Genomic DNA, 23,438 nt, shown 5'->3' on the forward strand with positions numbered 1-23,438 from the left:
CATCACTTGAACAAGAACCGGGCTGCTGCCCCTGTTGCTTTCGCAACGCTTGTCATTGTGCTGACCCTGTATGTGTTGTGAATTCTGCTTGTTTTTGCTGGCTGGCCATGGCCCGAGGCTGCTTCCAATCTTGGGACACGATTTCCTGATGCCTGGCTTGACTCATCCAGCCTGAAAATTCAGGCGGTCCAAAAAAGCCGGTCAAAACAGGAAAGCCCAGATTTGGCGCGGTGTTCCGCGACACGCGATCGCCCCAAACGGGACGGCGCGTAACTGCAAAATTCACAAAAGCCTATAATTCTACTATTTTTCAATAGACCTGTTCAAGTTGCTATGAGTATTCTCGTCACAGACCCCACTGATCTCGAAAAAATGCGCGCTGCTTGCCAGACCGCGGCATCCATCCTTGATTACCTGACTCCCTTTGTCAAAGCAGGTGTCACGACCGGCGAACTGGATCGCCTGTGCATGGAGCGCATCAATGAACTGGGGGTCAAATCCGCCACCGTAGGCTACGCGCCTCCTGGCTACCCACCGTTTCCAGGCTCTATTTGCACCTCCGTCAACCACGTTATCTGTCACGGCATTCCCGGCGATAAAGTGTTGAAAAATGGCGACATTCTGAATATGGACGTCACCATTATTCAAGACGGCTGGTTTGGCGACACCAGCCGTATGTACTACGTGGGCGAGCCCAGCATCCTGGCCCGCCGCCTGACTGAAACCACCTACGAATGCATGTGGTTGGGCATTGACCAAGTCAAACCCGGCGCCACCCTGGGTGATGTCGGCCACGCCATCCAGCAACACGCTGAAAAACAAGGTTTTTCCGTTGTGCGCGAATACTGCGGCCACGGTGTGGGCCAGAAATTTCACCAGGACCCGCAAGTGCTGCACTACGGCAAACCCGGCACCGGCGTAAAACTGGAACCCGGCATGATTTTCACCATCGAGCCCATGATCAACGCCGGTCGTCGCGAACTGCGCACTCTGGCTGACCAATGGACTGTGGTGACCCGCGACCACAGCCTGTCGGCCCAATGGGAGCACGCGGTGCTGGTAACCGATACCGGCTACGAAGTACTGACCGTCTCGCCCGGCATGCCTGCCCCTCCAGCCATCATCGGCAAGGCCTGAACCATGTCTTTCCTGGCCCAGCTTCGCGACAGAATTGCTTGCCGCCGGGCTAGGGCCTACGAGCGCTTCAGGCAAGACCTGCATTGCGATCGCCTGCTCAAAAGCCTGTGCCAGATTTGCGACCAAGGTCTGCGTGAACTTCTGGTCCGTTACCCCCTGCCCCGCCAAGCCAGCCTGGCGGCCCTGGGGGGGTATGGTCGCGGGGAGCTGTATCCGCATTCGGATGTGGACTTGCTGATCCTGTTGCAGCGCGAGCCCAATGCAGAGGATATAGACCGGATTCAGGCACTGGTCGCCGCCTTGTGGGATATCGGTCTGGCTCCCAGCCATAATGTGGCCACGCCCGCCCAATGCCTGGAACAAGCCAGCCAGGACATCACCACCGAAACCGCCTTGCTGGAAAGCCGCTGGCTGTCGGGTTCCCGATTGCTGCTACGCCATGCCCAACAGCAACTGCAAAGCCAGATGGACCCGCAAGCTTTCTTCCTGGCCAAACAGGCCGAACAGCAGCAGCGTCATGCGCATCTGCAAGACACCCCCTACTCCCTGGAACCCAATTGCAAAGAGTCTCCTGGCGCCTTGCGCGACCTGCAGGTGCTGCTCTGGATGGCACGGGCAGCGGGTTTGGGACGCAGCTGGGTGGATGTCGCGCAATCCGAACTCCTGACGCAATCCGAGCTGAAAGCTCTGCAACGCGTGGAAGAAGCCTTCAAGCGTCTGCGCATTGAGCTTCATCTACTGACCGGCCGCGCCGAAGACAGACTGCTGTTTGACCTGCAACCACGTCTGGCTGAAATTTACGGTTTTCAACCCACGGCTACCCGACGCGCCAGCGAACTGCTGATGCAGCGTTACTACTGGGCCGCCAAGATTGTCAGCCAGCTCAATCTGATCCTGATGCGCAGCATCGAGGAACACCTGTTCCCGCAAACCGATCAGGAACCGCTGATTCTGGACGGCCACTTCCAGATTCATCATGGACAGTTGGAACTGCGTCAGCCTGATGGCTTCGAGCAAGACCCCTCTTTGATTTTTGTGGCCATGCTGCATTTGCAGCAACAGCCCAATCTGCGCGGCCTGAAAGCCGATACCTTGCGAGCCCTCTGGCATGCACGCCGCCTGATCGATGCCAAGTTCCGGGCCGAGCCTCGGAATCGACGTCTGTTTCTGGAAATCCTGCAGCAGAACAAAGGAATCGTGCATACCTTGCGGCTGATGAATCTGCTGAACCTGCTGCCGCGCTATTTACCGGTATTTCGACGCGTCGTCGGACAGATGCAGCACGACCTGTTTCACGCCTACACTGTGGACGAGCACACGCTGAAGGTCATACGCAATCTACGCCGCTTCACCATGGCCGAGCACAGTGAAGAACTGTCCATGGCCAATCAGCTGATGAGTGGTTTTGATCGCCATTGGCTGCTATATATCGCCGCCCTCTTTCACGACATTGCCAAAGGACGTGGCGGCAATCACTCCGAGTTGGGTGCACAGGACGCCTTGGCATTTTGCCAGGATCACGGCTTGATGCCGGTAGACGCAGAGCTGGTGGTGTTTTTGGTGCGCGAGCACCTGACCATGTCGCAAGTGGCTCAGAAACGTGATTTGAGCGACCCGAATGTCATTTTCCAGTTCCTGCAAACCGTAGGTACGGAACGCCGCCTGACTGCCCTGTACCTGCTGACTGTCGCCGACATTCGGGCCACCAGCCCAACGGTATGGAACTCCTGGAAAGGCAAGCTGCTGGAAGACCTGTACAAGCTGTCACTGGCAGCCTTAGGACGTCAGGCCAAGGATGGCGTGTCCGTACTGGATCAACGCAAGCGTGACGCCGCTGGCGAAATTCGTCTGGCCGGTCTGCTGGACGAAGCTCGCGAGGACTTCTGGCAATGGCTGGACAAGCCCTATTTCCTGCGCCACGACGCCAGTGAAATCGCCTGGCACACCATCCAGCTCTACCACCAGTCCCACAGCCCGACACCGGTGGTGCGCATACGTCCAGCCGGACAAACCGATGCGCTGCAAGTGCTGGTCTACACCAAGGACGCCAGCCGCCTGTTCTTGCGCATCTGTCGCTACTTTGACAGCCAGGCCGTCAGCATTCAGGACGCTCGCATTTACACGACTCGCCACGGCTGGGCACTGGACAGTTTCATCGTCATGCTGCCCGCCTATGACCACGCCCTGCGGCGTGACCCTTTGCTGATCGAAACCGAGTTATGCCAGGCACTCCAGCAAGACCTGCTCCCTAGCGAGCCCCCGCACGACCACTACCGTGACATCCGCTCCCGCCGGGCTCGGGTCTTTCCCATTCAGCCCACCGTGGATCTGCGTCAGGAAGAGCAAGGGCAGGACTGGATTTTGACGCTAAGTGCTACAGACCGGCGCGGTTTGTTGTACAGTCTCGCCCAGGTATTCGAGCATCACGACGTGCGACTGCGCTCGGCCAAAGTCATGACCTTGGGCGACCGCGTTGAAGACGTCTTCATCCTGAGTGGTGCCGCACTGGAACAGAACCGTAATCAATTGCGCCTGGAGCGCGATGTACGTTTAGCCCTCTCTCAACAAGCCACCCCGTCTTAATGGAACTCTCCTCCGTATTTGCTGATGTCAGCCGCAGCTTCCTGTTTGCATTGGCGACGCTATTGCCCATGCTGAACCCGCCTGCGGCTGCCCCCATCTTTCTGACCCTGACCGAAGGCGCCAGCGTGCCTGATCGTGCCCGCCTTGCCAAGAAAGTCGCCATCAATATTTTCATCATGCTGGCCATTGCCATGGTGGCGGGCAATATCGTGCTGAATTTCTTTGGCATTTCCCTGCCCATCATTCGTATTGGCGGGGGCTTGCTGGTCATAGGCACGGCCTGGCGATTGATCAACGCCTCGGACTTTGATGCGGCGCACGCCCAGAACATGGCCGAGTCCTACTCCTGGGAACAGATTCGCTCCAAAGCCTTCTACCCCCTGACCTTCCCCATGCTCTGCGGCCCCGGCTCCTTGTCTGCAGCACTGACGGTAGGGGCGACCTTGCATGACAATTCGGTCACCGGCACCATGAGCAAGCTGGCTGGCGCGCTGCCAGCTATTGCTGCGGCCAGTTTTATCGTGTTTCTAGCCTTACGTTTTGCATCGCAATTTCTGTACAAACTGGGTAAAAATGGCACGGCTGTCGTGATGCGCCTGTCCGCTTTTATTCTTTTATGCCTGGGCGTGCAAATTACCTGGGCCGGTTTCCATGAACTTTTCCTGGGTTTGCTGCACGAAGCATCTACCTTTCATTCTTTAAGTTCCTCTTGATACCATGGCCGCATCCTCCCGCCAGTCCGCTGCACCCTACTATCTGATCGCCCTGCTCGCCTTTTCCGGCGTAGGCATTGCACTGCTTTCCCAGCATGTATTCAGCATCCCGCCTTGCGCCTGGTGCGTCCTGCAGCGCCTGATTTTCATTGTGCTGGGCGTATTCAGCCTGGTTGCTGGTGTGTTGCGTCAGTTGGGGCATCAGCGCAGCTCTACCTTCGCCAGCTTGCTGGGTCTGGCAACCTCTGTAGGTGGCATTCTGGCCGCCTGGTATCAGGTTTCTGTGGCACAGCATTTGTTCAGCTGCGACCAGACCTTTGCTGATCGCTTCATTACCCAGTCCGGCCTGGAAAGCGGCCTGCCTTGGTTGTTTGGTATCTATGCTTCCTGCATGGACGCACGTCAGCCACTGCTGGGGATTGAATATGCGTACTGGAGCCTGGCGCTGTTCGTCATTCTTGGTCTGGGCTTGCTGCTGACCTTGTTCAAGCGTCGTGGTACCTGAGCACTTCAATCAGCACGATAAAACTCGCCTGATTGCGTAACACCCCACAAACCGGACGCAAATCCGATTTATGGGGTGTTTTTACATCCAATAGCCGTAGGCAAGCTTATCCTGGCATCAGCCCCAGGTCAGCATAAACTGCATCGCGCACTTGGTCCGGGAAAGCGCCAAACAAGCCCTCCGGAGCCGTATTGGTCATGCTGACAATAATCACATCCTTATGTGGATCAAACATCCACTTCTGCCCAAAGGCGCCTACCCATTGCACACTACCTGCCGACATGGGCATGGTTGAGTCCGGCTCCAGTCGGGAAATTGCCGCCCCGTAGGTATAGCCCCAGTTGCGCCACATGCACTTGGACGAATGCGGTACATGGTCGCTCAAGAACGCCTGATAGGATGACCGGGATAGCAAGCGCCCATTCCGCAAACCCAGCAAGATACGCATCAAATCCGGGCCAGAACCCAACATGGAAGCACCGGCATAGACCGGCGTAGAGGGTCGGGACATCAGGCTCTCATCAAAACGCAGCACACCTATTCCCAAATCCAACGCACCTTCAGCCCGGGACAGGCCTGCTGCATGATTTTGATAATGCGCTGCTATCTGGTAGTAATCGCGCTCATAGAACGAACAATGCTGCAAACCCAAAGGAGCACTGATTGTCTCTTCCAGCAGTTGCGCCAAGCCTTTCCCGGACGCGACCTCCAAGGCTTTGCCCACCACGTCAATACCCAAGGAGTAGCGCCAGCCAGTCCCCGGCGCAAAGCGCAGCGGCACGGAACACACACGACGGAAGTTCTCTTGCCAGCTCAGGTCTACGCGATCAATGCCATCACTGATTTGCGCCTGCGCATACAGGCTCTCCTCCCCATCAATAAAGCGATAGCTGAGACCCGAGGTATGAGTCAGTAATTGATGAATCGAAATCGGTGGACATTCCGACTCAAAGTGAGGACCAAAATTGGGAAGGTAACGTGTGATTCTGTCTTTCAAGGAAATCAGTCCTTGCTCGCTTAAGCACAAGGCTAACCAGGAGCTAACCGATTTGCTCAAAGAACCCAATCTGAACACCGTATCCTCGTGCATGGGTCTGGCCTTTTCCTTGTCGGCCCATCCACCCACATAACTCAATACCACCTGACCTTGGTGAGCGACCAGAACCACCGCTCCCATCACCTGATTTCGGCTTAGGGCTTGCTCCAGGAATTGATGCAAGACAGGAAAATGGGTCCGCGAAGAACTATTGCCCTGATTCTCCCCAGTCGACTCAGTTACCGCCATTACGTGGTCTGACTCTATATCGCAGTTTAGGTCTTTCATCTTTGTATCCCGATAGAATAAGCACTGATGCTCATGATTTATCAAAAGAAACAAAGCAGGAATATAAGTGAATTAATAAAAATCCAAAAACAAAGTGGAAGAAATTATTATTATCAACAAGACAAGAGAAATAAATTTATTTTATAAAATAGGCTAATAATTAAAACCTGAATAAAAAAATCGAATGCAAAAACAAAAACCATAGAATGAAGAAATAAAAAACCCGCCATAAAAGCGGGTTTTTTACTCAACTGAAGAATCAGACGATCAATCCGTCACGTCCGGCACTTCACGACCGCCTTTGCGGCCTTCTGCCAACAGATTCAGATACGCCTCGTCCACATCGCCTGTCACGTACTCGCCGCTAAAGCAGGAAGACTCGAAACCTGCAAAGCGTGGGTTCAGGTCACGCAAGGACTGTTCCAGATCGTGCAGGTCCTGGTAGACCAGACCGTCCACACCAATTTCCTTGGCAACCTGATCCACATCACGACCCGTAGCAATCAGCTCGGACACGGTGGGCATGTCAATGCCGTACACGTTCGGGAAGCGTACCGGTGGCGCTGCCGAGGCAAAGAACACCTTGTTTGCACCTGCTGCACGAGCCATGTCCACGATCTGGCGGCTAGTGGTACCACGAACGATGGAGTCGTCCACCAGCAGCACATTCTTGCCCTGGAACTCCATGGGAATGGCGCTCAGCTTCTGACGCACGGACTTCTTGCGCACTTCCTGGCCGGGCATGATGAAGGTGCGGCCTACATAGCGATTCTTGATGAAACCTTCACGGTAGTTCAGGTTCAGATGCGCCGCCAACTGCATGGCCGATGGGCGGGCCGAGTCAGGGATAGGCATCACCACATCAATATCAGCCAGACGCAGGTTCTTGGCGACGTTCTCGGCCAGGTACTCCCCCATCAGCAGACGGGCGTCGTACACCGACACACCATCGACCGTGGAGTCTGGGCGAGCAAAGTACACGTATTCAAAGACACAGGGGTTCAGGCGCGGGTTCTCGGCGCACTGGCGGCTGCTGAGATTGCCGTCCAGATCAATGATGATGGCCTCGCCGGGCTCAACATCACGAACCAGCTCAAAGCCGCAACCGGTCAAGGCCACGGACTCGGAGGCAACCATCCATTCTTCACCTTTGGGGGTCACGTTGCGACCCAGGCACAAAGGACGAATCCCGTTTGGATCGCGGAAGGCAACCAGACCAAAGTTCGCAATTTGCGACACCACGGCGTAAGCACCACGAGCACGACGGTGCACGGCTGCCACGGCCTCAAACACTTCGTCCTGAGACAGCTCGGGGCCCGTGGCGGCACGTTGCAATTCGTGCGCGTACACATTGAGCAGAACCTCGGAGTCCGAGTTGGTGTTGATGTGGCGACGGTCAATGGTGAACAGCTCTTCACGCAGTTCACGCCAGTTGGTCAGATTGCCGTTGTGCACAAAGCTCAGACCAAAGGGGGCATTGACGTAAAACGGCTGCGCCTCCTCCACGCTCTGGCTGGAGCCTGCAGTGGGGTAACGCACGTGGCCAATACCGCTATTGCCCGGCAAGGAGCGCATGTTGCGGGTACGAAATACGTCCCGCACCAGGCCAAATGCCTTGTGCATGCTGAAGAACTGGTCGTGCCAGGTCGCCAGCCCCGCTGCATCCTGCCCGCGATGCTGCAGCAAGAGCAAACTGTCATAGATCAACTGATTTACAGGGCTGCGCGCAACAACCCCTACAACTCCACACATGATTGGTTCCCGTTAGTGTGTTCTCAATAAGGCAGCCATTCTGCCAGAGACGGCGGCAGCATGGCCTTAATCGACTGCACCGCGCGGATCGCAGGTTCGGCCAGCTTGGCCTGTTCCCACCACGGTTCTTTAGGTAAATCGGTATGCCCGGCCAGAATGACCAGTATCAGCACCAGCAACACCCCGCGAGCCAGACCAAACAGGCCGCCCAGTCCGTGATCGGCGGGCGTCAAACCTGTTTGCTCGATCAGGCTGGCCAGCAGCATGTTCAACAGGCCCACCAGCAGCAAGACCATAAAAAAAACGGCTCCGTAGGCCAAAGCCGTACGTAATAAGCCGTTTTCTACCCAGACTTGTATCCAGCCTGATGTGCGTGGCCCCCACCAGATTGCGGCCATGAAAGCCAGCAAATAGGCGCTGAGCGAAAGAACTTCCTTGATCAATCCGCGTATCAGGCCCAGAAGGCCTGACACACCCACAATTCCAAGGACGATATAGTCGAAGCTGCTCACTTAGCCGAGATAAAACTGTTCTCGTAACCGAGCGAGCGCAAGCGGGCCTGGGCTGCCTGTGCCGCTTCACGAGTGGGGAATGGGCCCACACGCAAACGATAGGTTGGCTTGCCACCGCTTTGTGCCGTCTCTACATAGGCATTGGTCACACCGGCCGATACCAGCTGATCACGACGCGACTGGGCATCGTTCTGGTTGGAATAGGCGACAATCTGCAAAATGAAGTTGCCTTGCTGCGCAGCCGGCTTGGCGGCAACAGGGGCAGGTTTGTTCGGTACACGGCCTTCCAGCAGGGCCAGCGCGTAGGAGCCGTCATCCGTACGGCCATTTTGTGCAGGCGCTGGGGCTGGCTTGGGTTTTTCGACAGGCTTGGGTTTTTCAACCGGCTTGGGCGGCTCTGGACGGGTGGTCACAGGCGGCGGCTCAGTTGGGGTGCTTGGCGTAGTCACATGCGCAGGATCGGTTTCCAGACCGGGATTGACCACAGCCAGGCCACCATCAGTACTGGTGGAAGGATCAGCGACCAGCGGCTCGTCAGGTTGCTCGATAACAGGAGCGGGCGTGCCCTCTTGCACCACCAGCTCGCCAGGACGGGTTTGCACTGTGCCCTGCCCCGTTGTCTGGCCAATCGGCCCCAAAGCCAGAGACTGCTCGGGCTCGGGCGGGGTTTTGTCGGCAGTCAGCATGGGTACCAGCACAACTACGGCCAAAACCAGAGCCAGCGCGCCGATCAGACGGCGACGAGCCCGTCCACGCAGTTCCGATAATTGTGAATCGCTGGAAGCACTGCCGCGGCGACCCGACGATGAGGAAGTATCGTTACGTGAAAATAAACCCATGAGCCCTAGACCTATGAAATAAGCAGTCTTACCGATATTCAGGAAGAAGAACGGTCGTTTGCGGCTTCAAGTATCGGCCCTACTGTCGCAAACGAGCCAAACACGACAATTCTATCATTGTCACTGGCCTCTTTTAATGCCGCCTCGTAAGCGAGCTGAGGACTGTTGTAACTGGATACGACTGCTGACGCTTTACTGACTGAAGCACGCGCAACGGGTCGAACGCCCGGGCGATGCGAACTGGATTCGGCTTCGGGTGCCAGCACATCATCAGGCATCTCCCCACTGGCCAGCACAGAACGGACGTGATTGGCCAACTCCTCGCCCGACAGGCTGCGCGGACCTTCCAGACTGGCGCACATCCAGTGATCGATACGGGTAGCCATACGGGCAATCACGCCATCCACATCCTTGTCCTTGTACATGCCCACGACGGCAATCGTCTTGGGGTACGGCGGCATATTGTCCAGGTTCTGTGCCAGGGCAGCTGCGGCATGGGGATTGTGGGCCACGTCAAAAATCACGCAAGGCTGGCCGGGTTGAATCTGGAAGCGACCAGGCATGTGGGCACGCAACAAACCAGCGCGTACAGCCTGCGCAGGCACAGCCAGACGTGGGTGCAGCGACTCCAGCGCAGCCAATGCCGCGGAGGCATTCAGCAGTTGGTTCGCTCCACGCAAGGCCGGGTAAGCCAAGGCAGCGCGGCGCTGGTTACGACCACCATAAGCCCATTGCTGGCGGTCGCCCGAATAGTTGAAATCTTTGCCAAACAGCCACAATTGGGCACCAATCTCCTGGGCGTAATCCAGCATGGTCTGTGGCGGTACGGGATCCGCACAGATCGCAGGACGATCAGCGCGGAAAATATGGGCTTTCTCCCAGGCGACCTGCTCACGGGTGTTGCCCAGGTATTCAGCATGATCAATATCAATACTGGTAATGATGGAACAGTCCGCATCAATGATATTGACGGCATCCAGTCGACCACCCAGCCCTACCTCCAGCACCGCAACATCAACCCGCTGCTCCTGGAACAGCAACAAGGCGGCCAGTGTGGAAAACTCGAAGTAAGTCAGTGTCAGATCGCCACGGGCTTCGTTAATACGGGCAAACTGGGCCGTGATCTGGGCATCCTCGGCCATCTCGCCATTCAAGCGAATGCGCTCGTTGTAGCGCACCAGATGCGGTGAGGCATACACGCCCACCTTGTAGGCCGCCGCCAGCAAAATCGCTTCCAGCATGGCGCAGGTCGAGCCTTTGCCGTTGGTGCCCCCCACCGTAATGACGACGGAATCCAGTTTGATGTTCAGACGTTGGGCAACCTCGCGAATCCGTCCCAGGCCCAGATCAATGGCCGAGGGATGCAAAGTTTCCAGATAGGACAGCCAATCGCTCAGCGAGGAGTCGGCTTTCAGAACAGGATGAGTCATGGACAACACCAATTACAAAATAAAAACGGCAGGCGCTGATGATAGCACCTGCCGTGATCCAATACGCCTTAACTATCAGGCGAATACTGGTATTACTTGCGACGTGTGGGAGGCAAGTCCGTGCACGTCCCTTCTGCGACGGCAGCAGCCTTGCTGACGGACTCGCACAAGGTCGGGTGTGGGTGGATGGATTTGGCCAGATCGACCGGGTCCACGCCCATTTCGATAGCCAGCACCAGCTCGCCAATCAGCTCGCCCGCATTGGTGCCGACGATACCGCCACCCACGATACGGTGGGTTTCAGCATCGAACAGAACCTTGGTAAAGCCTTCGTCGCGGTTGTTGGCAATGGCACGACCCGAGGCAGCCCATGGGAACACGCCCTTCTCGACCTTGATACCGTCTTTCTTGGCCTGATCTTCAGTCAAACCCACCCAGGCGATTTCCGGATCGGTGTAAGCCACCGAAGGAATCACGCGGGCGTCAAAGAAGGATTTTTCACCGGCGATGACTTCAGCAGCCACATGCGCTTCGTGCTCAGCCTTATGTGCCAGCATGGGCTGACCCACAATGTCACCAATCGCGTAGATGTGCGGCACGTTGGTACGCTGTTGCTTGTCAACCTGGATGAAACCACGGTCTGTAACCTGCACACCGGCTTTCTCGGCACCGATCTTCTTGCCATTGGGCGAGCGGCCCACGGCTTGCAGAACCAGGTCATAACGCTGCGGCTCGGCCGGCGCGTTCTTGCCTTCGAAGGTCACCCAGATGCCGTCTTCGCGGGCTTCAGCGGCCACGGTGCTGGTTTCCAGCATCATGTGGTCGAAGCGATGCTTGTTCATCTTCTCCCACACCTTGACCACATCACGGTCTGCACCTGGCATCAAACCAGTTTGCATTTCCACCACGTCCAGGCGTGCGCCCAGAGCCGAGTACACCGTACCCATTTCCAGACCGATGATGCCACCGCCCACGATCAGCATGCGCTTGGGCACGGACTTCAGTTCCAGCGCGCCGGTGGAGTCCACCACGCGTGGATCGTCAGGCAGGAATGGCAGTTTTACCGACTGGCTACCGGCCGCAATAATGGCCGAACCGAACTTGATCACTTTCCTGGTGCCGTCGTTGGCGGTCACTTCGATGTGGTTGGGGTCCAGGAACTGGCCGTTACCGACCACAACCTGTACCTTGCGTCCCTTGGCCATACCGGCCAGACCGCCGGTCAACTTGCCGATCACCTTGTTCTTGTAATCGCGCAGCGCGTCGATGTCGATTTGCGCTTCACCGAACTTGATGCCGTGCGTCGCCAGGGACTTGGCTTCCTCGTAGACCGCTACGGTATGCAGCAAGGCCTTGGAAGGAATACAACCCACGTTCAGACACACACCACCCAAGGTGCTGTAACGCTCGACCAGAGCTACTTTCAGGCCCAGGTCAGCGGCACGAAAAGCTGCGTTGTAACCGCCAGGGCCAGCGCCCAGAACGACCACATCCACGGAATCATCCGCAGCACCCTGATGGCTGGCAGCCTGCGGAGCAGGTGCTGCAGCCGGAGCGGCAGCGGCAGGAGCCGCCGCTGCTTTAGGCGCTTCTTCTTGTTTAGCGGGTGCAGCAGCGGGAGCGGCCTGGCTCTCGGACGCTTCAATCTTGGCAATGGCCGAACCCTGGGAGACTTTGTCACCCACTTTGACCAGCAACTCCTTGATCACCCCTGCCTGAGCGGCAGGGATTTCCATGGAGGCCTTGTCGGACTCCACGGTGATCAGGCTTTGCTCGACCTCGACCGTATCGCCGACTTGCACCAGCACTTCGATGACATCTACTTCACCGGAGTCGCCGATATCCGGGACTGTCAGATCAATCAGACTCATGACAACTCCTTACAATGCGATGCGACGGAAGTCGGCCAGCATCGTTGCCAGGAAGGCATTGAAACGGGCGGCGGCGGCACCATCGATAACGCGGTGGTCGTAGGACAGGGACAGAGGCAGCATCAGACGTGGCTCGAATTCCTTGCCATTCCAGACTGGCTGCATGGAGGAACGCGACAGACCCAGAATGGCCACTTCTGGCGCATTAATGATGGGTGTGAAGTCCGTACCGCCAATACCGCCCAGCGAGGAAATGGTGAAGCAACCGCCTTGCATCTGGGCTGCGCTCAGCTTGCCATCACGGGCAGCGGCGGCCAATTCGCCCGTTTCACGAGCGATATCCAGAATGCCTTTCTTGTCGGCATCACGGATAACCGGCACAACCAGACCGTTAGGCGTATCAGCGGCAAAACCGATGTGGTAGTACTGCTTGAGCACCAGATTGTCGCCGTCCAGCGAGGCATTGAACTCGGGGAATTTCTTCAGGGCAGCCACGGCTGCCTTGATGACGAAAGCCAGCATGGTGACGCGAGCGCCGGACTTCTTGTATTCCTCGTTCAGCTCTTTACGCAGGGCTTCCAGAGAGGTGATGTCAGCCACATCGTTATTGGTGACATGAGGAATCATGACCCAGTTGCGATGCAGGTTGGCACCCGAAATCTTCTTGATGCGCGACAGGGCCTGCGTTTCGACTGGGCCAAACTTGGCAAAATCGACCTTGGGCCAGGCCAGCACATCCAGACCACCCACTTGAGCAGCGGTACCGGCAGCAATAACCGGAGCAGCGCCGCCCGCCATGACCTGCTTCACAAAGCCACGCACGTCGTCAGCCGTAATACGGCCTTTATCGCCCGAGCCATGAACCTTGGTCAGATCCACACCCAGCTCGCGAGCGAACTTGCGTACGCTAGGCGAGGCATGCGGCAGATTGCGCAAGGAGCCTTCGGTTTCCGCAAAAGCGGCAGTGGGCGAAACACGCTCTGGAGCCGGCGCACCAGCACCGACCACCACCGAGGAGCTGGCAGCAGGAGCGGCCGCTGCTGCGGGAGCAGGTTCAGCTTTAGGAGCGGGAGCGGCGTCGGCCTTGGCTGGCGCAGGAGCGGCAGCAGCTCCTTGGACTGTCAGTTCCAGAATGTCACTACCCTGGCTGACCTTGTCACCCAGTTTCACTTTGATGGCCGTCACCACACCGGCGTGGGAAGACGGTACTTCCATGGAAGCCTTGTCCGATTCCACGGTGATCAGGCTTTGATCCACTTCAATGGTGTCACCCACTTGCACCATGATTTCGATAACGTCCACATCGCGGGCGTCGCCAATATCAGGCACTTGAACGGTAACTTGCTGTTCACCACCGGCCGGGGCTGCCGCGGCAGCGGCAGGAGCCGCTGCGGGCGCAGCTTCAGCTTCAGGAGCGGGAGCAGCTTCAGCCTTGGCAGGCTCAGCGGCAGGCGCGGCCTGCGCGCCTTCGGCGGCTTCCAATTCCAGAACCAGACTGCCTTCCTTAACCTTGTCGCCCAGCTTGACCTTGATCGACTTGACCACGCCAGCATCGGACGAGGGGATTTCCATGGAGGCCTTGTCGGACTCCACGGTAATCAGACTTTGCTCGACCTCAATGGTCTCGCCTTCCTTGACCAGGATTTCGATCACTTCGACAGCGTCGTCAGCACCGATATCCGGGATTTTGACTTGAATGATATTGCTCATGGTTCAGTCCCTTATGCGTGCTGCGGGTTGGCCTTGGAAGGATTGATGCCGTATTTGGCAATCGCCTCGGACGCTTTGCTGAACGGAATCTTGCCGTCTTCAGCCAGCGCGCGCAGAGCAGCCAGCACCACAAAGTGACGATCAACCTCAAAGTGCTCGCGCAGCTTGAAGCGGTAGTCGGAGCGGCCAAAACCATCGGTGCCCAGCACTTTGAAGGTGCGACCCTTAGGCACAAACGGACGAATCTGGTCGCCAAAGGCCTTGACGTAGTCGGTGGAGACCACGATAGGACCGTCCGTTTTAGCCAGTTGAGTCGTCACGTAAGGCACGGGCAGATCCTTGCCTTCAGGATTCAACAGCGCAGCACGTTCGCAATCCAGACCATCACGACGCAGCTCGGTAAAGCTGGTCACGCTCCAAACATCAGAGCCAATGCCCCAGTCTTTTTCCAGCAGTTCCTGTGCAGCGATCACTTCGCGCAGAATCGTGCCCGAACCCATCAGCTGAACGCGCAGCTTGCTGTCCTTGGCCACCGACTTGAACTTGTACATGCCGCGCAGGATGCCGTCTTCGTCACCTTCGACCAGACCGGGCTGAGCGTAGTTCTCGTTCATCAGGGTGACGTAGTAGTACACGTCTTCCTGGTCCTGAACCATGCGCTTCAAGCCATGCTGCATGATGACAGCCACTTCGTGAGCGAAGGTGGGGTCATAGGATACGCAATTAGGAATCAGCGAGGACTGAATATGGCTGTGACCATCTTCGTGCTGCAAACCTTCACCGTTCAAGGTGGTGCGACCGGCAGTGCCGCCCAGCACGAAACCGCGTGCCTTCATGTCACCCGCTGCCCAGGCCAGATCGCCAAAGCGCTGGAAGCCGAACATGGAGTAGTAAATGAAGAACGGAATCATGATGCGGTTGCTGTTGGAGTACGACGTGGCCGCCGCAATCCAGGAGCTGAAAGCACCCTGTTCGTTAATACCTTCCTGCAACAACTGACCATTGGCCGTTTCGCGGTAGTACATGACCTGGTCTTTATCGACCGGGGTGTACTTCTGGCCTTCCGGTGCGTAAATACCGATCTGACGGAACAGACCTTCCATACCAAAGGTACGGGATTCGTCAGCCAGGATAGGTACGGCACGAGGACCCACTTGCTTGTCACGCAGCAAGGTGTTGAAAAAGCGCACAAACGCTTGCGTCGTGGAAATCTCACGGCCTTCGGCAGTGGCTTCCAGCATGGGCTTGAATGCATCCAGAGTCGGCACGGTCAGCTGTTCATCGGCCTTGGTGCGACGCTTGGGCAGGTAGCCGCCCAATGCCTGACGGCGGGCGTGCAGGTATTGCATTTCCGGAGAGTCATCAGCTGGCTTGAAGTAAGGCAGCTCTTCCAGTTTGTCATCAGGAACCGGGATGTTGAAACGGTCGCGGAATTCGCGCACAGCGTCCAGATCCAGGCTCTTTTGTTGGTGCGACGGGTTCTTGGCCTGGCCCACGTGGCCCATGCCGTAGCCCTTGATGGTCTTGGCCAGAATAACGGTAGGCTGACCTTCGTGCTTGGTGGCGGCGTCAAACGCAGCGTACACCTTGTGAGGATCGTGACCGCCACGGTTCAGACGCCAGATATCCTCGTCGCTCATGCGGCTGACCATTTCCAGCAGCTTGGGGTGCTTGCCAAAGAAGTGCTCGCGAACGTAAGCACCGTCGTTGGCCTTGTAGGCCTGGTATTCGCCGTCCACGGTTTCTTCCATGACCTTGCGCAGGATGCCTTCCTTGTCACGGGCCAGCAATGGATCCCAGTAACCGCCCCAGATCAGTTTCAGCACGTTCCAGCCAGCACCACGGAAGGTACCTTCCAGCTCCTGGATGATCTTGCCGTTACCGCGTACAGGACCGTCCAGACGCTGCAAGTTACAGTTCACGATGAAAATCAGGTTGTCCAGTTTTTCACGTGCTGCCAGACCGATGGCGCCCAGGGATTCGGGTTCGTCCATCTCGCCATCGCCCAGGAACACCCAGACTTTACGGCCGCTGGTATCAGCGATGCCACGGGCATGCAGGTACTTCAGGAAACGAGCCTGGTAGATCGCCATCAATGGGCCCAGACCCATGGATACGGTGGGGAACTGCCAGAATTCGGGCATCAACTTGGGATGCGGGTAGGATGGCAGGCCTTTGCCATCAACTTCCTGACGGAAGTTATTCAATTGATCTTCGGAGATACGGCCTTCCATGAAGGCGCGGGCGTAAATACCGGGCGAGGAATGGCCCTGGAAGAACACCATGTCGCCGCCGTGATCTTCGGTTTCAGCGTGCCAGAAGTGGTTCTGACCGCAGCCAATCATGGTGGCCAGCGAAGCAAAGGAGGCAATGTGACCGCCAAGACCACCGCCATCAGGAGGGGTTTCGCGGTTGGCGCGCACCACCATGGCCATGGCGTTCCAGCGAATGTAGGAACGGATACGCTCTTCGAGCATCAGATTGCCAGGGTGGGCAGGTTCCAGACCGGGAGGAATCGTGTTCTCGTAAGCCGTGTTGGGCGAGAACGGGATGTGAGCACCGGAGCGACGGGCCAGATCGATCAGCTTTTCGATCAGATCATGAGCACGGGCCGGGCCTTCACGGTCCACCACCGCTTCCAGGGCGTCAAGCCACTCTTTTGTTTCTAGGGCTTGGTCTTGACTGACCTGAGCCGAACTATTGTCTTGGGTTGAGGACATATAGTGTCTCCATATATGTGGTAGTAGTCCGGTCTTGCTCGACGCTGAGCCGCCCATCTAATAAGAAGTAAAGCGATCCTGACCGAAGCGGGTTTTGCGGACTGTGAGCGTTCAAGGCGGGGTACGCCTGCACCAAACCATTCTAGGAAAGAACACAGAAACGCTCAAGCAAAATTTCATTTTATGGTATGTGTTTTCATAATACGAAATATCACTAAAAAAAATAGCCCTACATTACAATCCAGCCATACTTCTTTTCTTGCTGTTATGGCTACTCATCCCAAAAAGTCTCTGATCCCTTCAACCTTCTATGATCAGGCCAAGCAGAATCGGCGTGGATTCTATTGGCTGACACCGGTTGTCGTGCTGTTTCTCTACCTCTGTGTCATGGGCGTATTCCTGTGGCTGCAGCGTTTGCAAAACGATAGCGTCATGTTTGTGACCATCGATCAGGAAACGCGCCAGCAACGCCTGATGATGGTGATTCTGGCCCTGTCCCTGGTGATTGTGGTCAGCTTGCTGGCCCTGTGGCGCTATACCCGCTTCCGGACCCATGCCGAGGCAGCCCAGACCGCCGAAACGGGTTTCCGGCGTGCCATGGAAAACTCCATGTCCACGGGGATGCGCGTTTTTGACATGCAGGGCCGCATTGCTTATGTGAACCCGGCTTTTTGCAGAATGATTGGCTGGAACGAGGCCGATCTGGTCGGCCGCACTGCCCCCTTCCCTTACTGGTTGCCCGGTCGTCACCAACAGCACCAGGAAACCCTGGATCTTTTGCTATCCGGCCGCACACCCAGCAGTGGTCTGGAGGTAGAGGCTCAACGCCGTGATGGCTCGCGCTTTACGGCCCGTATGTATGTCTCGCCCCTGCGTGCCCCTAATGGAGAGCAGATCGGCTGGATGACCTCCATGACGGACATTACCGAACCCAAGCGCATTCGCGAAGCCTTGACCGCCGCGCATGAACGCTTCATGACGGTGCTGGAAGGTCTGGATGATGCCATTTCCGTGGTGGCCGATACCTCCGACGGTCTGGAGTTGCTGTTTGCCAACCGTACCTATCGTCGCTTCTTTGGTGCCCAATCCAATGGCCACGCTGAACTGCTGGGTGGTCGTCTGGGTCGCTTTACGGATGAAACCGTAGAGATTTACTCCGAATCGGCGGCCCGCTGGTTTGAAGTCCATCACCGTATGCTGGCCTGGACGGATGGCCGTCGTGTGCGTCTGCAAGTGGCGCGCGACATTACCGACCGTCGCAAGCACGAAGAAGCCTCACGTATTCAGCAGGAAAAAGTGCAGCTGACCAGCCGCCTGACCACCATGGGCGAAATGGCTTCCTCGCTGGCGCACGAATTGAACCAGCCGCTGACGGCCATCAATAACTACAGCATGGGTGCAGTCGCCATGCTGAAATCCGGTCGCTACCAGCCTGAAACCCTGCTGGCCGCGCTGGAAAAAGCGGCCCAGCAAGCCGAGCGCGCGGGCAAGATCATCAGCCGCATTCGTGAATTTGTGAAGCGTAGCGAACCGCGCCGCGTCCGCGTCAAGGTCATGCGTATTGTGGAAAATGCCGTCGGCTTTGCCGAAATCGACGCCCGCAAGCGCCAAATTGACATTGAATTGAGCATTCCTGATCCGGTTCCTGACGTCATTGCCGACCCCATTCTCATAGAACAGGTATTATTGAATCTGCTCAAAAATGGGATCGAAGCCATGGAACACAGCGAGCATCATGTGCTTCAATTGGTGATTACCCAACAAGAATCGCTTTTGGAAATGGCCGTCATCGATCGCGGTCATGGCTTGAAAGACCCCGAGCGCCTCTTTGAACCGTTTTACAGTACCAAGTCCGAAGGCCTTGGGATGGGCCTGAATATCTGTCGCACAATTATTGAATCGCATCACGGCCGCCTGTGGGCAGTCGGCAATCCAGAGGGTGGAACGATTTTCCGTTTCAGTCTACCTTGTGCGGCACCGGATGTAGCGGACACCCTTGATAACAAACTGGAGATACCCGAATGACCAGCCCGCAAATGCCATGCACCATTTACGTAGTCGATGACGACGAAGCCGTACGGGACTCCTTGCGCTGGCTCCTGGAAGCCAATGGCTACCGGGTCCGCTGCTTTGCATCGGGCGAAGAGTTTCTGGGCGCCTACGACCCAGCTCAGGTAGCCGTCCTGATTGTGGACGTGCGCATGCCCGGCATGAGCGGCCTGGAGCTGCAGGAAGCCCTGATCGCTCGCAAGTCGAACATCCCGATTGTGTTCATTACTGGCCACGGTGACGTGCCCATGGCCGTGAGCACCATGAAGAAAGGCGCTATCGACTTTCTGGAAAAACCCTTTAACGAAGCCGATCTGCGCACCATTGTCAGCCGCATGATCGAACAGGCTACGGCGCGTGCCTCGCAAGCGCAAGCGCAGAAAGATCAACAAGAAGTCCTGGGCCGCCTGACAGCGCGCGAGCAGCAAGTGCTGGAACGCATTGTTGCCGGTCGCCTGAACAAACAGATTGCTGGGGACTTGAACATCAGCATTAAAACTGTCGAAGCGCATCGCGCCAATATCATGGAAAAACTGGAAGTCACTACGGTTGCCGACCTCATGAAAATCGCCCTCACCAAGTCCGAGGATGCGTAAATGAGTGCTCGCATTATTGATGGAAAAAAGCTGTCCACCGCCATCAAGGCGGACGTTGCAGAACGTGTTGCCAAGCTGAAACAAACCCACGGCATTCAAGCCGGTTTGACCGTGGTGCTGGTCGGTGAAGATCCAGCCTCCCAGGTCTATGTACGCAACAAGGGCCTGGCGTGTGAAGCCGCCGGCCTGAAGTCCGAAATCATCCGCCTGCCGGCTGACACCACCGAAACCAAGCTGCTGGCCCTGATCACCCGCTTGAATCAGGACAGCTCGGTGCACGGCATTCTGGTTCAATTGCCCCTGCCCGCCCACCTGGACGAGCACAAGGTGATTGAAACCATTGCACCGCATAAGGACGTGGACGGTTTCCACGTCAGCAATGCCGGCATGCTCATGACAGGCAAGCCGCTGTTTGCCCCCTGCACGCCCTACGGTGTCATGAAGATGCTGGAGTCCGAAAACGTGGCGCTGCGTGGTGTAGAAGCCGTGGTGGTGGGGGCCAGCAATATCGTGGGCAAACCCATGGCCATGCTCCTGCTGGCTGCGGGCGCTACCGTCACCCTCTGTAATTCCAAAACGCGTGATCTGGCCGCTCAAACCCGCCGCGCCGATGTGCTGGTGGCTGCCGTAGGCCGTCCCGGCATCATTACCGGCGATATGGTCAAGCCCGGTGCCGTCGTGATTGACGTCGGTATCAACCGCGGTGCCGATGGCAAGCTGTGCGGTGACGTGGACTTTGCCAGCGCCAGCGAAGTGGCCTCGGCCATTACGCCCGTCCCTGGCGGCGTTGGCCCCATGACCATTGCCATGCTGCTGGTCAACACCTTGGAAGCGGCCGAACGTTCGGCCAACATCAGTCTTTAATTTAATCAACGGTTTATGACGACAAATCCCTTACTGGTTCCTATCGACAGCCTTATTGACTATCCCGCCATCCAGCCCGAGCACATCGAGCAGGCGGTGGACCAACTGCTGGCCTTGGCCCGCCAAGCCGTAGACACAGTCTCCAACGACGATAGCGAACCCACTTGGGACAACATCGTCGAGCCCATTACCGACGCCACCGAAACCTTGTATCGCGCCTGGTCGGTGGCCGGTCACCTGAACTCGGTCATCAACACGCCCGAACTGCGCACGGTGTACAACCAGTGCCTGCCGCGCATGAGCGAGTTCTCGACCTGGGTGGGCTTGAACCGTCCTTTATTCCTGCGTTATCAGGCGCTGGCCGATAGCCTGGCCTTTGCCACCCTGACGCCCCAGCGCCAACGCATCATTACTCTGGCCCTGCGCGATTTCCGCCTGAGCGGCGTGCAACTGGAAGGTCAGGCGCGTGAAGACTACGCCCGTATTTCCGAAGAACTGGCGCAAACCTCGCAGCAATTCTCCGAGCATGTACTGGATGCGATTGATCAGTGGCATTACCTGGTCACCGACCAGGCCGAGCTGGACGGCATCCCGGACGACGTGCTGGCCGCCGCCCAACGCGCTGCCCAGGAAAACGATCAGCAAGGCTGGCGTCTGACATTGAAAATGCCTTGCTACCTGCCTGTCATGCAATACGCACGCAACCAGACCTTGCGTGAGTTGATGTACCGGGCCTACACCACCATTGCCTCCGATCAGGGCGATGCCCAATTTGATAACTCCCAGGCGATTGAAACGCTGCTGGAGCTGCGTGCCCAGGAAGCCAGCCTGCTCGGTTTTGCCAGCTACGCCCATATGCGTCTGGAAACCCGCATGGCCGACACCCCGGAACAGGTGATGAGCTTCTTGCGTGATCTGGCTTCCAAGGCTCGCCCCTACGCCCGCCAGGATCTGGACGAGCTGCAAGCCTTCGCTAAAAAAGAGCTGGGTCTGGAAACCCTGCAAGCCTGGGATGTTCCGTTCAGCGCTGAACGCCTGCGTGAGCAGCGCTACGCCTACTCGGAAGACGAGGTCAAACAGTACTTCACGGAACCCGCCGTTCTGAACGGCCTGTTCAAAGTCATCCAGCGCTTGTTTGACGTGACACTGCGCGCCGCTGACGTGCCTGCCTGGCATCCTGCCGTACGCCCCTTTGAAGTCATGGCTTCCGACGGCAAAGTTCTGGGCTATCTGTACATGGACCTGCACGCCCGCCAGGGCAAGCAAGGCGGTGCCTGGGTGGACAGCGAACGCAGCCGTCGCCGTCTGGGTGAACAGCTGTGCCTGCCTATTGCCTACCTGGTATGCAACTTTGCCGAACCCCAGCCCGGTCGCCCCGCCCTGCTCACGCATGACGATGTGATCACCTTGTTCCATGAATCCGGCCACGCCCTGCATACCCTGCTCTCGCGTGTGGACGATCCGGCCGCCTCGGCCTTCTCCGCCGTGGAATGGGACGCCATCGAACTGCCTTCGCAGTTCATGGAAAATTTCTGCTGGGAATGGCCTGTCGTGCAGATGCTGACCGCCCACGTGGAAACCGGCGAGCACCTGCCCCGTGCGCTCTACAACAAGCTGAACCTGGCCCGCAACTTCCAGAGCGGCATGCAAATGGTGCGCCAGCTGGAGTTCTCCCTGTTCGACATGCTGATTCACTCGCGTGACAGCGGCCTGAGGATTGATGCCGTCATGGAAATTCTGGATCAGGTACGCCAGGAAGTCGCCGTGCTGTTCCCGCCTGAGTGGCACCGTTTCCCGCATCAGTTCTCGCACTTGTTTGCGGGTGGCTACGGCGCGGGTTACTACAGCTATAAATGGGCTGAAGTCCTGTCCGCCGACGCCTACTCGGCCTTTGAGGAAAAAGCCTATACCCACTCGGATGGGGCACGTGATACCCTCGACAGCAATACGGGCCATCGCTTCTGGCGCGAGATTCTGTCCGTAGGGGGCGAACGCCCAGCTGCCGACTCCTTCCGCGCTTTCCGTGGCCGCGATCCTTCCATCACCGCCCTGCTCCGTCACAGCGGGCTCACTCCAGAGCCTGCTTAAACCCAGAGGACGTCCATGACACCCAGCCCAGTAAAGTCCATTCTTGTCTTGTTTAAACAGTTTGGCCTGACACTGGCGCTGGGCTTGTTCCTGCTAAGCAGCGCTGCCGCTGCCAATCTGCATCCCGTACGTGGCTTCCTGCCCGATCTGCGTTTTTCCCTGCAAGCCGCTGGCCCCAAAACCGTCACCCAGGATGACTTCAAGGATAAAGTCGTCATGATGTTTTTTGGCTATGCCAGTTGCCCGGATGTTTGCCCCACCACCTTGGCTCAACTGGGCCTGGTCATGGAAGAACTGGGGAACGATGCCGAGCAGGTGCGCATCATCTTTGTCAGTGTGGACCCCCACCGCGATACGCCCGACTCCCTGGCCCGTTATGTGGCCGCCTTTGATGGCAAGCACACCACAGGCCTGACAGGCTCAGAAAAGCAGATTGCCGATCTGGCCCGTCGTTACCGAGTGGCCTTCCAGATTGAAAAACCCGATCCCAAAGCGCCCGAGAACTACGAGGTCTCGCACAGCCGTGGCGTATATATCTTCGATCAGCAAGGCCGAGCGCGGTATCTGGCACCGGACACCGAATCGGTGCAGGTTCTGGCCGATGGGGTGCGCAGTTTGCTGAACTGAACGGGCTTGGCCCTGAATCAAACCTCAGATCAGACTGGCCAACAGCGCCCTCAGCACAACAACAACAACAACAACAACAACAACAACAACAACAACAACAACAACAACAACAACAACA

Annotated in this window: 17 protein-coding genes; 9 read left to right on the top strand and 8 right to left on the bottom strand. The window is 57.3% G+C overall.

The window, feature by feature from the left end; genetic code table 11:
- Nucleotides 1-333 precede the first annotated feature (333 nt).
- Genes map through U2949_RS11380 form a run of 4 tightly spaced genes read left to right on the top strand, consistent with a single transcriptional unit; the run spans nt 334 to nt 4,938 of the window.
- On the top strand, nt 334-1,137 hold the full coding sequence (map, locus tag U2949_RS11365; protein WP_026483287.1) for a type I methionyl aminopeptidase: 804 nt from the start codon (nt 334-336) through the stop codon (nt 1,135-1,137).
- A gap of 3 nt (nt 1,138-1,140) precedes the next feature.
- Nucleotides 1,141-3,720, top strand: coding sequence for a [protein-PII] uridylyltransferase (locus U2949_RS11370; RefSeq protein WP_026483288.1), 2,580 nt, complete (start codon nt 1,141-1,143; stop codon nt 3,718-3,720).
- A complete protein-coding gene (locus U2949_RS11375) occupies nt 3,720-4,433 on the top strand; it encodes a MarC family protein (RefSeq protein ID WP_026483289.1) in 714 nt (237 codons plus the stop codon). Before U2949_RS11370 ends, U2949_RS11375 begins: the two co-directional genes overlap by 1 nt.
- A gap of 4 nt (nt 4,434-4,437) precedes the next feature.
- Nucleotides 4,438-4,938, top strand: coding sequence for a disulfide bond formation protein B (locus U2949_RS11380; protein WP_257722593.1), 501 nt, complete (start codon nt 4,438-4,440; stop codon nt 4,936-4,938).
- 106 nt (nt 4,939-5,044) lie between these two features.
- Here U2949_RS11380 and U2949_RS11385 read toward each other — a convergent pair whose 3' ends face one another.
- From U2949_RS11385 to aceE, 8 genes are all read right to left on the bottom strand, one after another.
- Entirely contained in the window at nt 5,045-6,262 is a 1,218-nt protein-coding gene (locus U2949_RS11385) for a serine hydrolase domain-containing protein (RefSeq protein ID WP_321287785.1), read from the bottom strand.
- Between the two features lie 267 nt (nt 6,263-6,529).
- Nucleotides 6,530-8,014 (bottom strand): amidophosphoribosyltransferase, encoded by a 1,485-nt coding sequence (purF, locus tag U2949_RS11390; RefSeq protein ID WP_026483292.1) that lies wholly within the window; start codon nt 8,012-8,014, stop codon nt 6,530-6,532.
- A gap of 23 nt (nt 8,015-8,037) precedes the next feature.
- Nucleotides 8,038-8,526, bottom strand: coding sequence for a CvpA family protein (locus U2949_RS11395; protein WP_009457028.1), 489 nt, complete (start codon nt 8,524-8,526; stop codon nt 8,038-8,040).
- On the bottom strand, nt 8,523-9,365 hold the full coding sequence (locus U2949_RS11400) for an SPOR domain-containing protein (protein ID WP_321287787.1): 843 nt from the start codon (nt 9,363-9,365) through the stop codon (nt 8,523-8,525). The genes U2949_RS11395 and U2949_RS11400 overlap by 4 nt, the downstream gene beginning before the upstream one ends.
- A gap of 38 nt (nt 9,366-9,403) precedes the next feature.
- Complete coding sequence (gene folC, locus U2949_RS11405) at nt 9,404-10,801, bottom strand: bifunctional tetrahydrofolate synthase/dihydrofolate synthase (protein WP_407654182.1); 1,398 nt, start codon at nt 10,799-10,801, stop codon at nt 9,404-9,406.
- Between the two features lie 86 nt (nt 10,802-10,887).
- Nucleotides 10,888-12,666 (bottom strand): dihydrolipoyl dehydrogenase, encoded by a 1,779-nt coding sequence (lpdA, locus tag U2949_RS11410; RefSeq protein WP_321287791.1) that lies wholly within the window; start codon nt 12,664-12,666, stop codon nt 10,888-10,890.
- Between the two features lie 9 nt (nt 12,667-12,675).
- Complete coding sequence (gene aceF, locus U2949_RS11415) at nt 12,676-14,376, bottom strand: dihydrolipoyllysine-residue acetyltransferase (RefSeq protein WP_026483297.1); 1,701 nt, start codon at nt 14,374-14,376, stop codon at nt 12,676-12,678.
- Between the two features lie 11 nt (nt 14,377-14,387).
- Nucleotides 14,388-17,096 carry a pyruvate dehydrogenase (acetyl-transferring), homodimeric type gene (aceE, locus tag U2949_RS11420; RefSeq protein WP_251197194.1) on the bottom strand — a complete coding sequence of 903 codons (2,709 nt, stop codon included), beginning with the start codon at nt 17,094-17,096 and terminating at the stop codon, nt 14,388-14,390.
- A 267-nt stretch (nt 17,097-17,363) separates the two neighbouring features.
- On the opposite strand from aceE, the gene U2949_RS11425 reads away from it, so the two are divergent.
- The 5 genes from U2949_RS11425 to U2949_RS11445 are packed head-to-tail and all read left to right on the top strand — an operon-like array spanning nt 17,364 to nt 23,320.
- Nucleotides 17,364-19,121 (top strand): PAS domain-containing sensor histidine kinase, encoded by a 1,758-nt coding sequence (locus U2949_RS11425; RefSeq protein ID WP_045929911.1) that lies wholly within the window; start codon nt 17,364-17,366, stop codon nt 19,119-19,121.
- Nucleotides 19,118-19,741 carry a response regulator transcription factor gene (locus U2949_RS11430; RefSeq protein WP_042480818.1) on the top strand — a complete coding sequence of 208 codons (624 nt, stop codon included), beginning with the start codon at nt 19,118-19,120 and terminating at the stop codon, nt 19,739-19,741. The genes U2949_RS11425 and U2949_RS11430 overlap by 4 nt, the downstream gene beginning before the upstream one ends.
- Nucleotides 19,742-20,605, top strand: coding sequence for a bifunctional methylenetetrahydrofolate dehydrogenase/methenyltetrahydrofolate cyclohydrolase FolD (folD, locus tag U2949_RS11435; protein ID WP_321287794.1), 864 nt, complete (start codon nt 19,742-19,744; stop codon nt 20,603-20,605).
- Between the two features lie 15 nt (nt 20,606-20,620).
- Complete coding sequence (locus U2949_RS11440) at nt 20,621-22,693, top strand: M3 family metallopeptidase (protein ID WP_321287797.1); 2,073 nt, start codon at nt 20,621-20,623, stop codon at nt 22,691-22,693.
- Nucleotides 22,694-22,708: 15 nt separating this feature from the next.
- Nucleotides 22,709-23,320, top strand: coding sequence for an SCO family protein (locus tag U2949_RS11445; protein ID WP_321287799.1), 612 nt, complete (start codon nt 22,709-22,711; stop codon nt 23,318-23,320).
- Nucleotides 23,321-23,438: the final 118 nt, after the last annotated feature.

Origin of the sequence: Alcaligenes phenolicus (genome assembly GCF_032063905.1) — a bacterium.
In the GTDB taxonomy this organism is placed as follows: Bacteria; Pseudomonadota; Gammaproteobacteria; order Burkholderiales; family Burkholderiaceae_B; genus Alcaligenes; species Alcaligenes phenolicus.

What these genes read in the sequence shown, in the direction of transcription:
- map (WP_026483287.1), top strand. Translation starts at nt 334, where the DNA reads ATGAGTATTCTCGTCACAGACCCCACTGATCTCGAAAAAATGCGCGCT.
- U2949_RS11370 (WP_026483288.1), top strand. Translation starts at nt 1,141, where the DNA reads ATGTCTTTCCTGGCCCAGCTTCGCGACAGAATTGCTTGCCGCCGGGCT.
- U2949_RS11375 (WP_026483289.1), top strand. Translation starts at nt 3,720, where the DNA reads ATGGAACTCTCCTCCGTATTTGCTGATGTCAGCCGCAGCTTCCTGTTT.
- U2949_RS11380 (WP_257722593.1), top strand. Translation starts at nt 4,438, where the DNA reads ATGGCCGCATCCTCCCGCCAGTCCGCTGCACCCTACTATCTGATCGCC.
- U2949_RS11385 (WP_321287785.1), bottom strand. Translation starts at nt 6,262, where the DNA reads ATGAAAGACCTAAACTGCGATATAGAGTCAGACCACGTAATGGCGGTA.
- purF (WP_026483292.1), bottom strand. Translation starts at nt 8,014, where the DNA reads ATGTGTGGAGTTGTAGGGGTTGTTGCGCGCAGCCCTGTAAATCAGTTG.
- U2949_RS11400 (WP_321287787.1), bottom strand. Translation starts at nt 9,365, where the DNA reads ATGGGTTTATTTTCACGTAACGATACTTCCTCATCGTCGGGTCGCCGC.
- lpdA (WP_321287791.1), bottom strand. Translation starts at nt 12,666, where the DNA reads ATGAGTCTGATTGATCTGACAGTCCCGGATATCGGCGACTCCGGTGAA.
- aceF (WP_026483297.1), bottom strand. Translation starts at nt 14,376, where the DNA reads ATGAGCAATATCATTCAAGTCAAAATCCCGGATATCGGTGCTGACGAC.
- aceE (WP_251197194.1), bottom strand. Translation starts at nt 17,096, where the DNA reads ATGTCCTCAACCCAAGACAATAGTTCGGCTCAGGTCAGTCAAGACCAA.
- U2949_RS11425 (WP_045929911.1), top strand. Translation starts at nt 17,364, where the DNA reads ATGGCTACTCATCCCAAAAAGTCTCTGATCCCTTCAACCTTCTATGAT.
- U2949_RS11430 (WP_042480818.1), top strand. Translation starts at nt 19,118, where the DNA reads ATGACCAGCCCGCAAATGCCATGCACCATTTACGTAGTCGATGACGAC.
- folD (WP_321287794.1), top strand. Translation starts at nt 19,742, where the DNA reads ATGAGTGCTCGCATTATTGATGGAAAAAAGCTGTCCACCGCCATCAAG.
- U2949_RS11440 (WP_321287797.1), top strand. Translation starts at nt 20,621, where the DNA reads ATGACGACAAATCCCTTACTGGTTCCTATCGACAGCCTTATTGACTAT.
- U2949_RS11445 (WP_321287799.1), top strand. Translation starts at nt 22,709, where the DNA reads ATGACACCCAGCCCAGTAAAGTCCATTCTTGTCTTGTTTAAACAGTTT.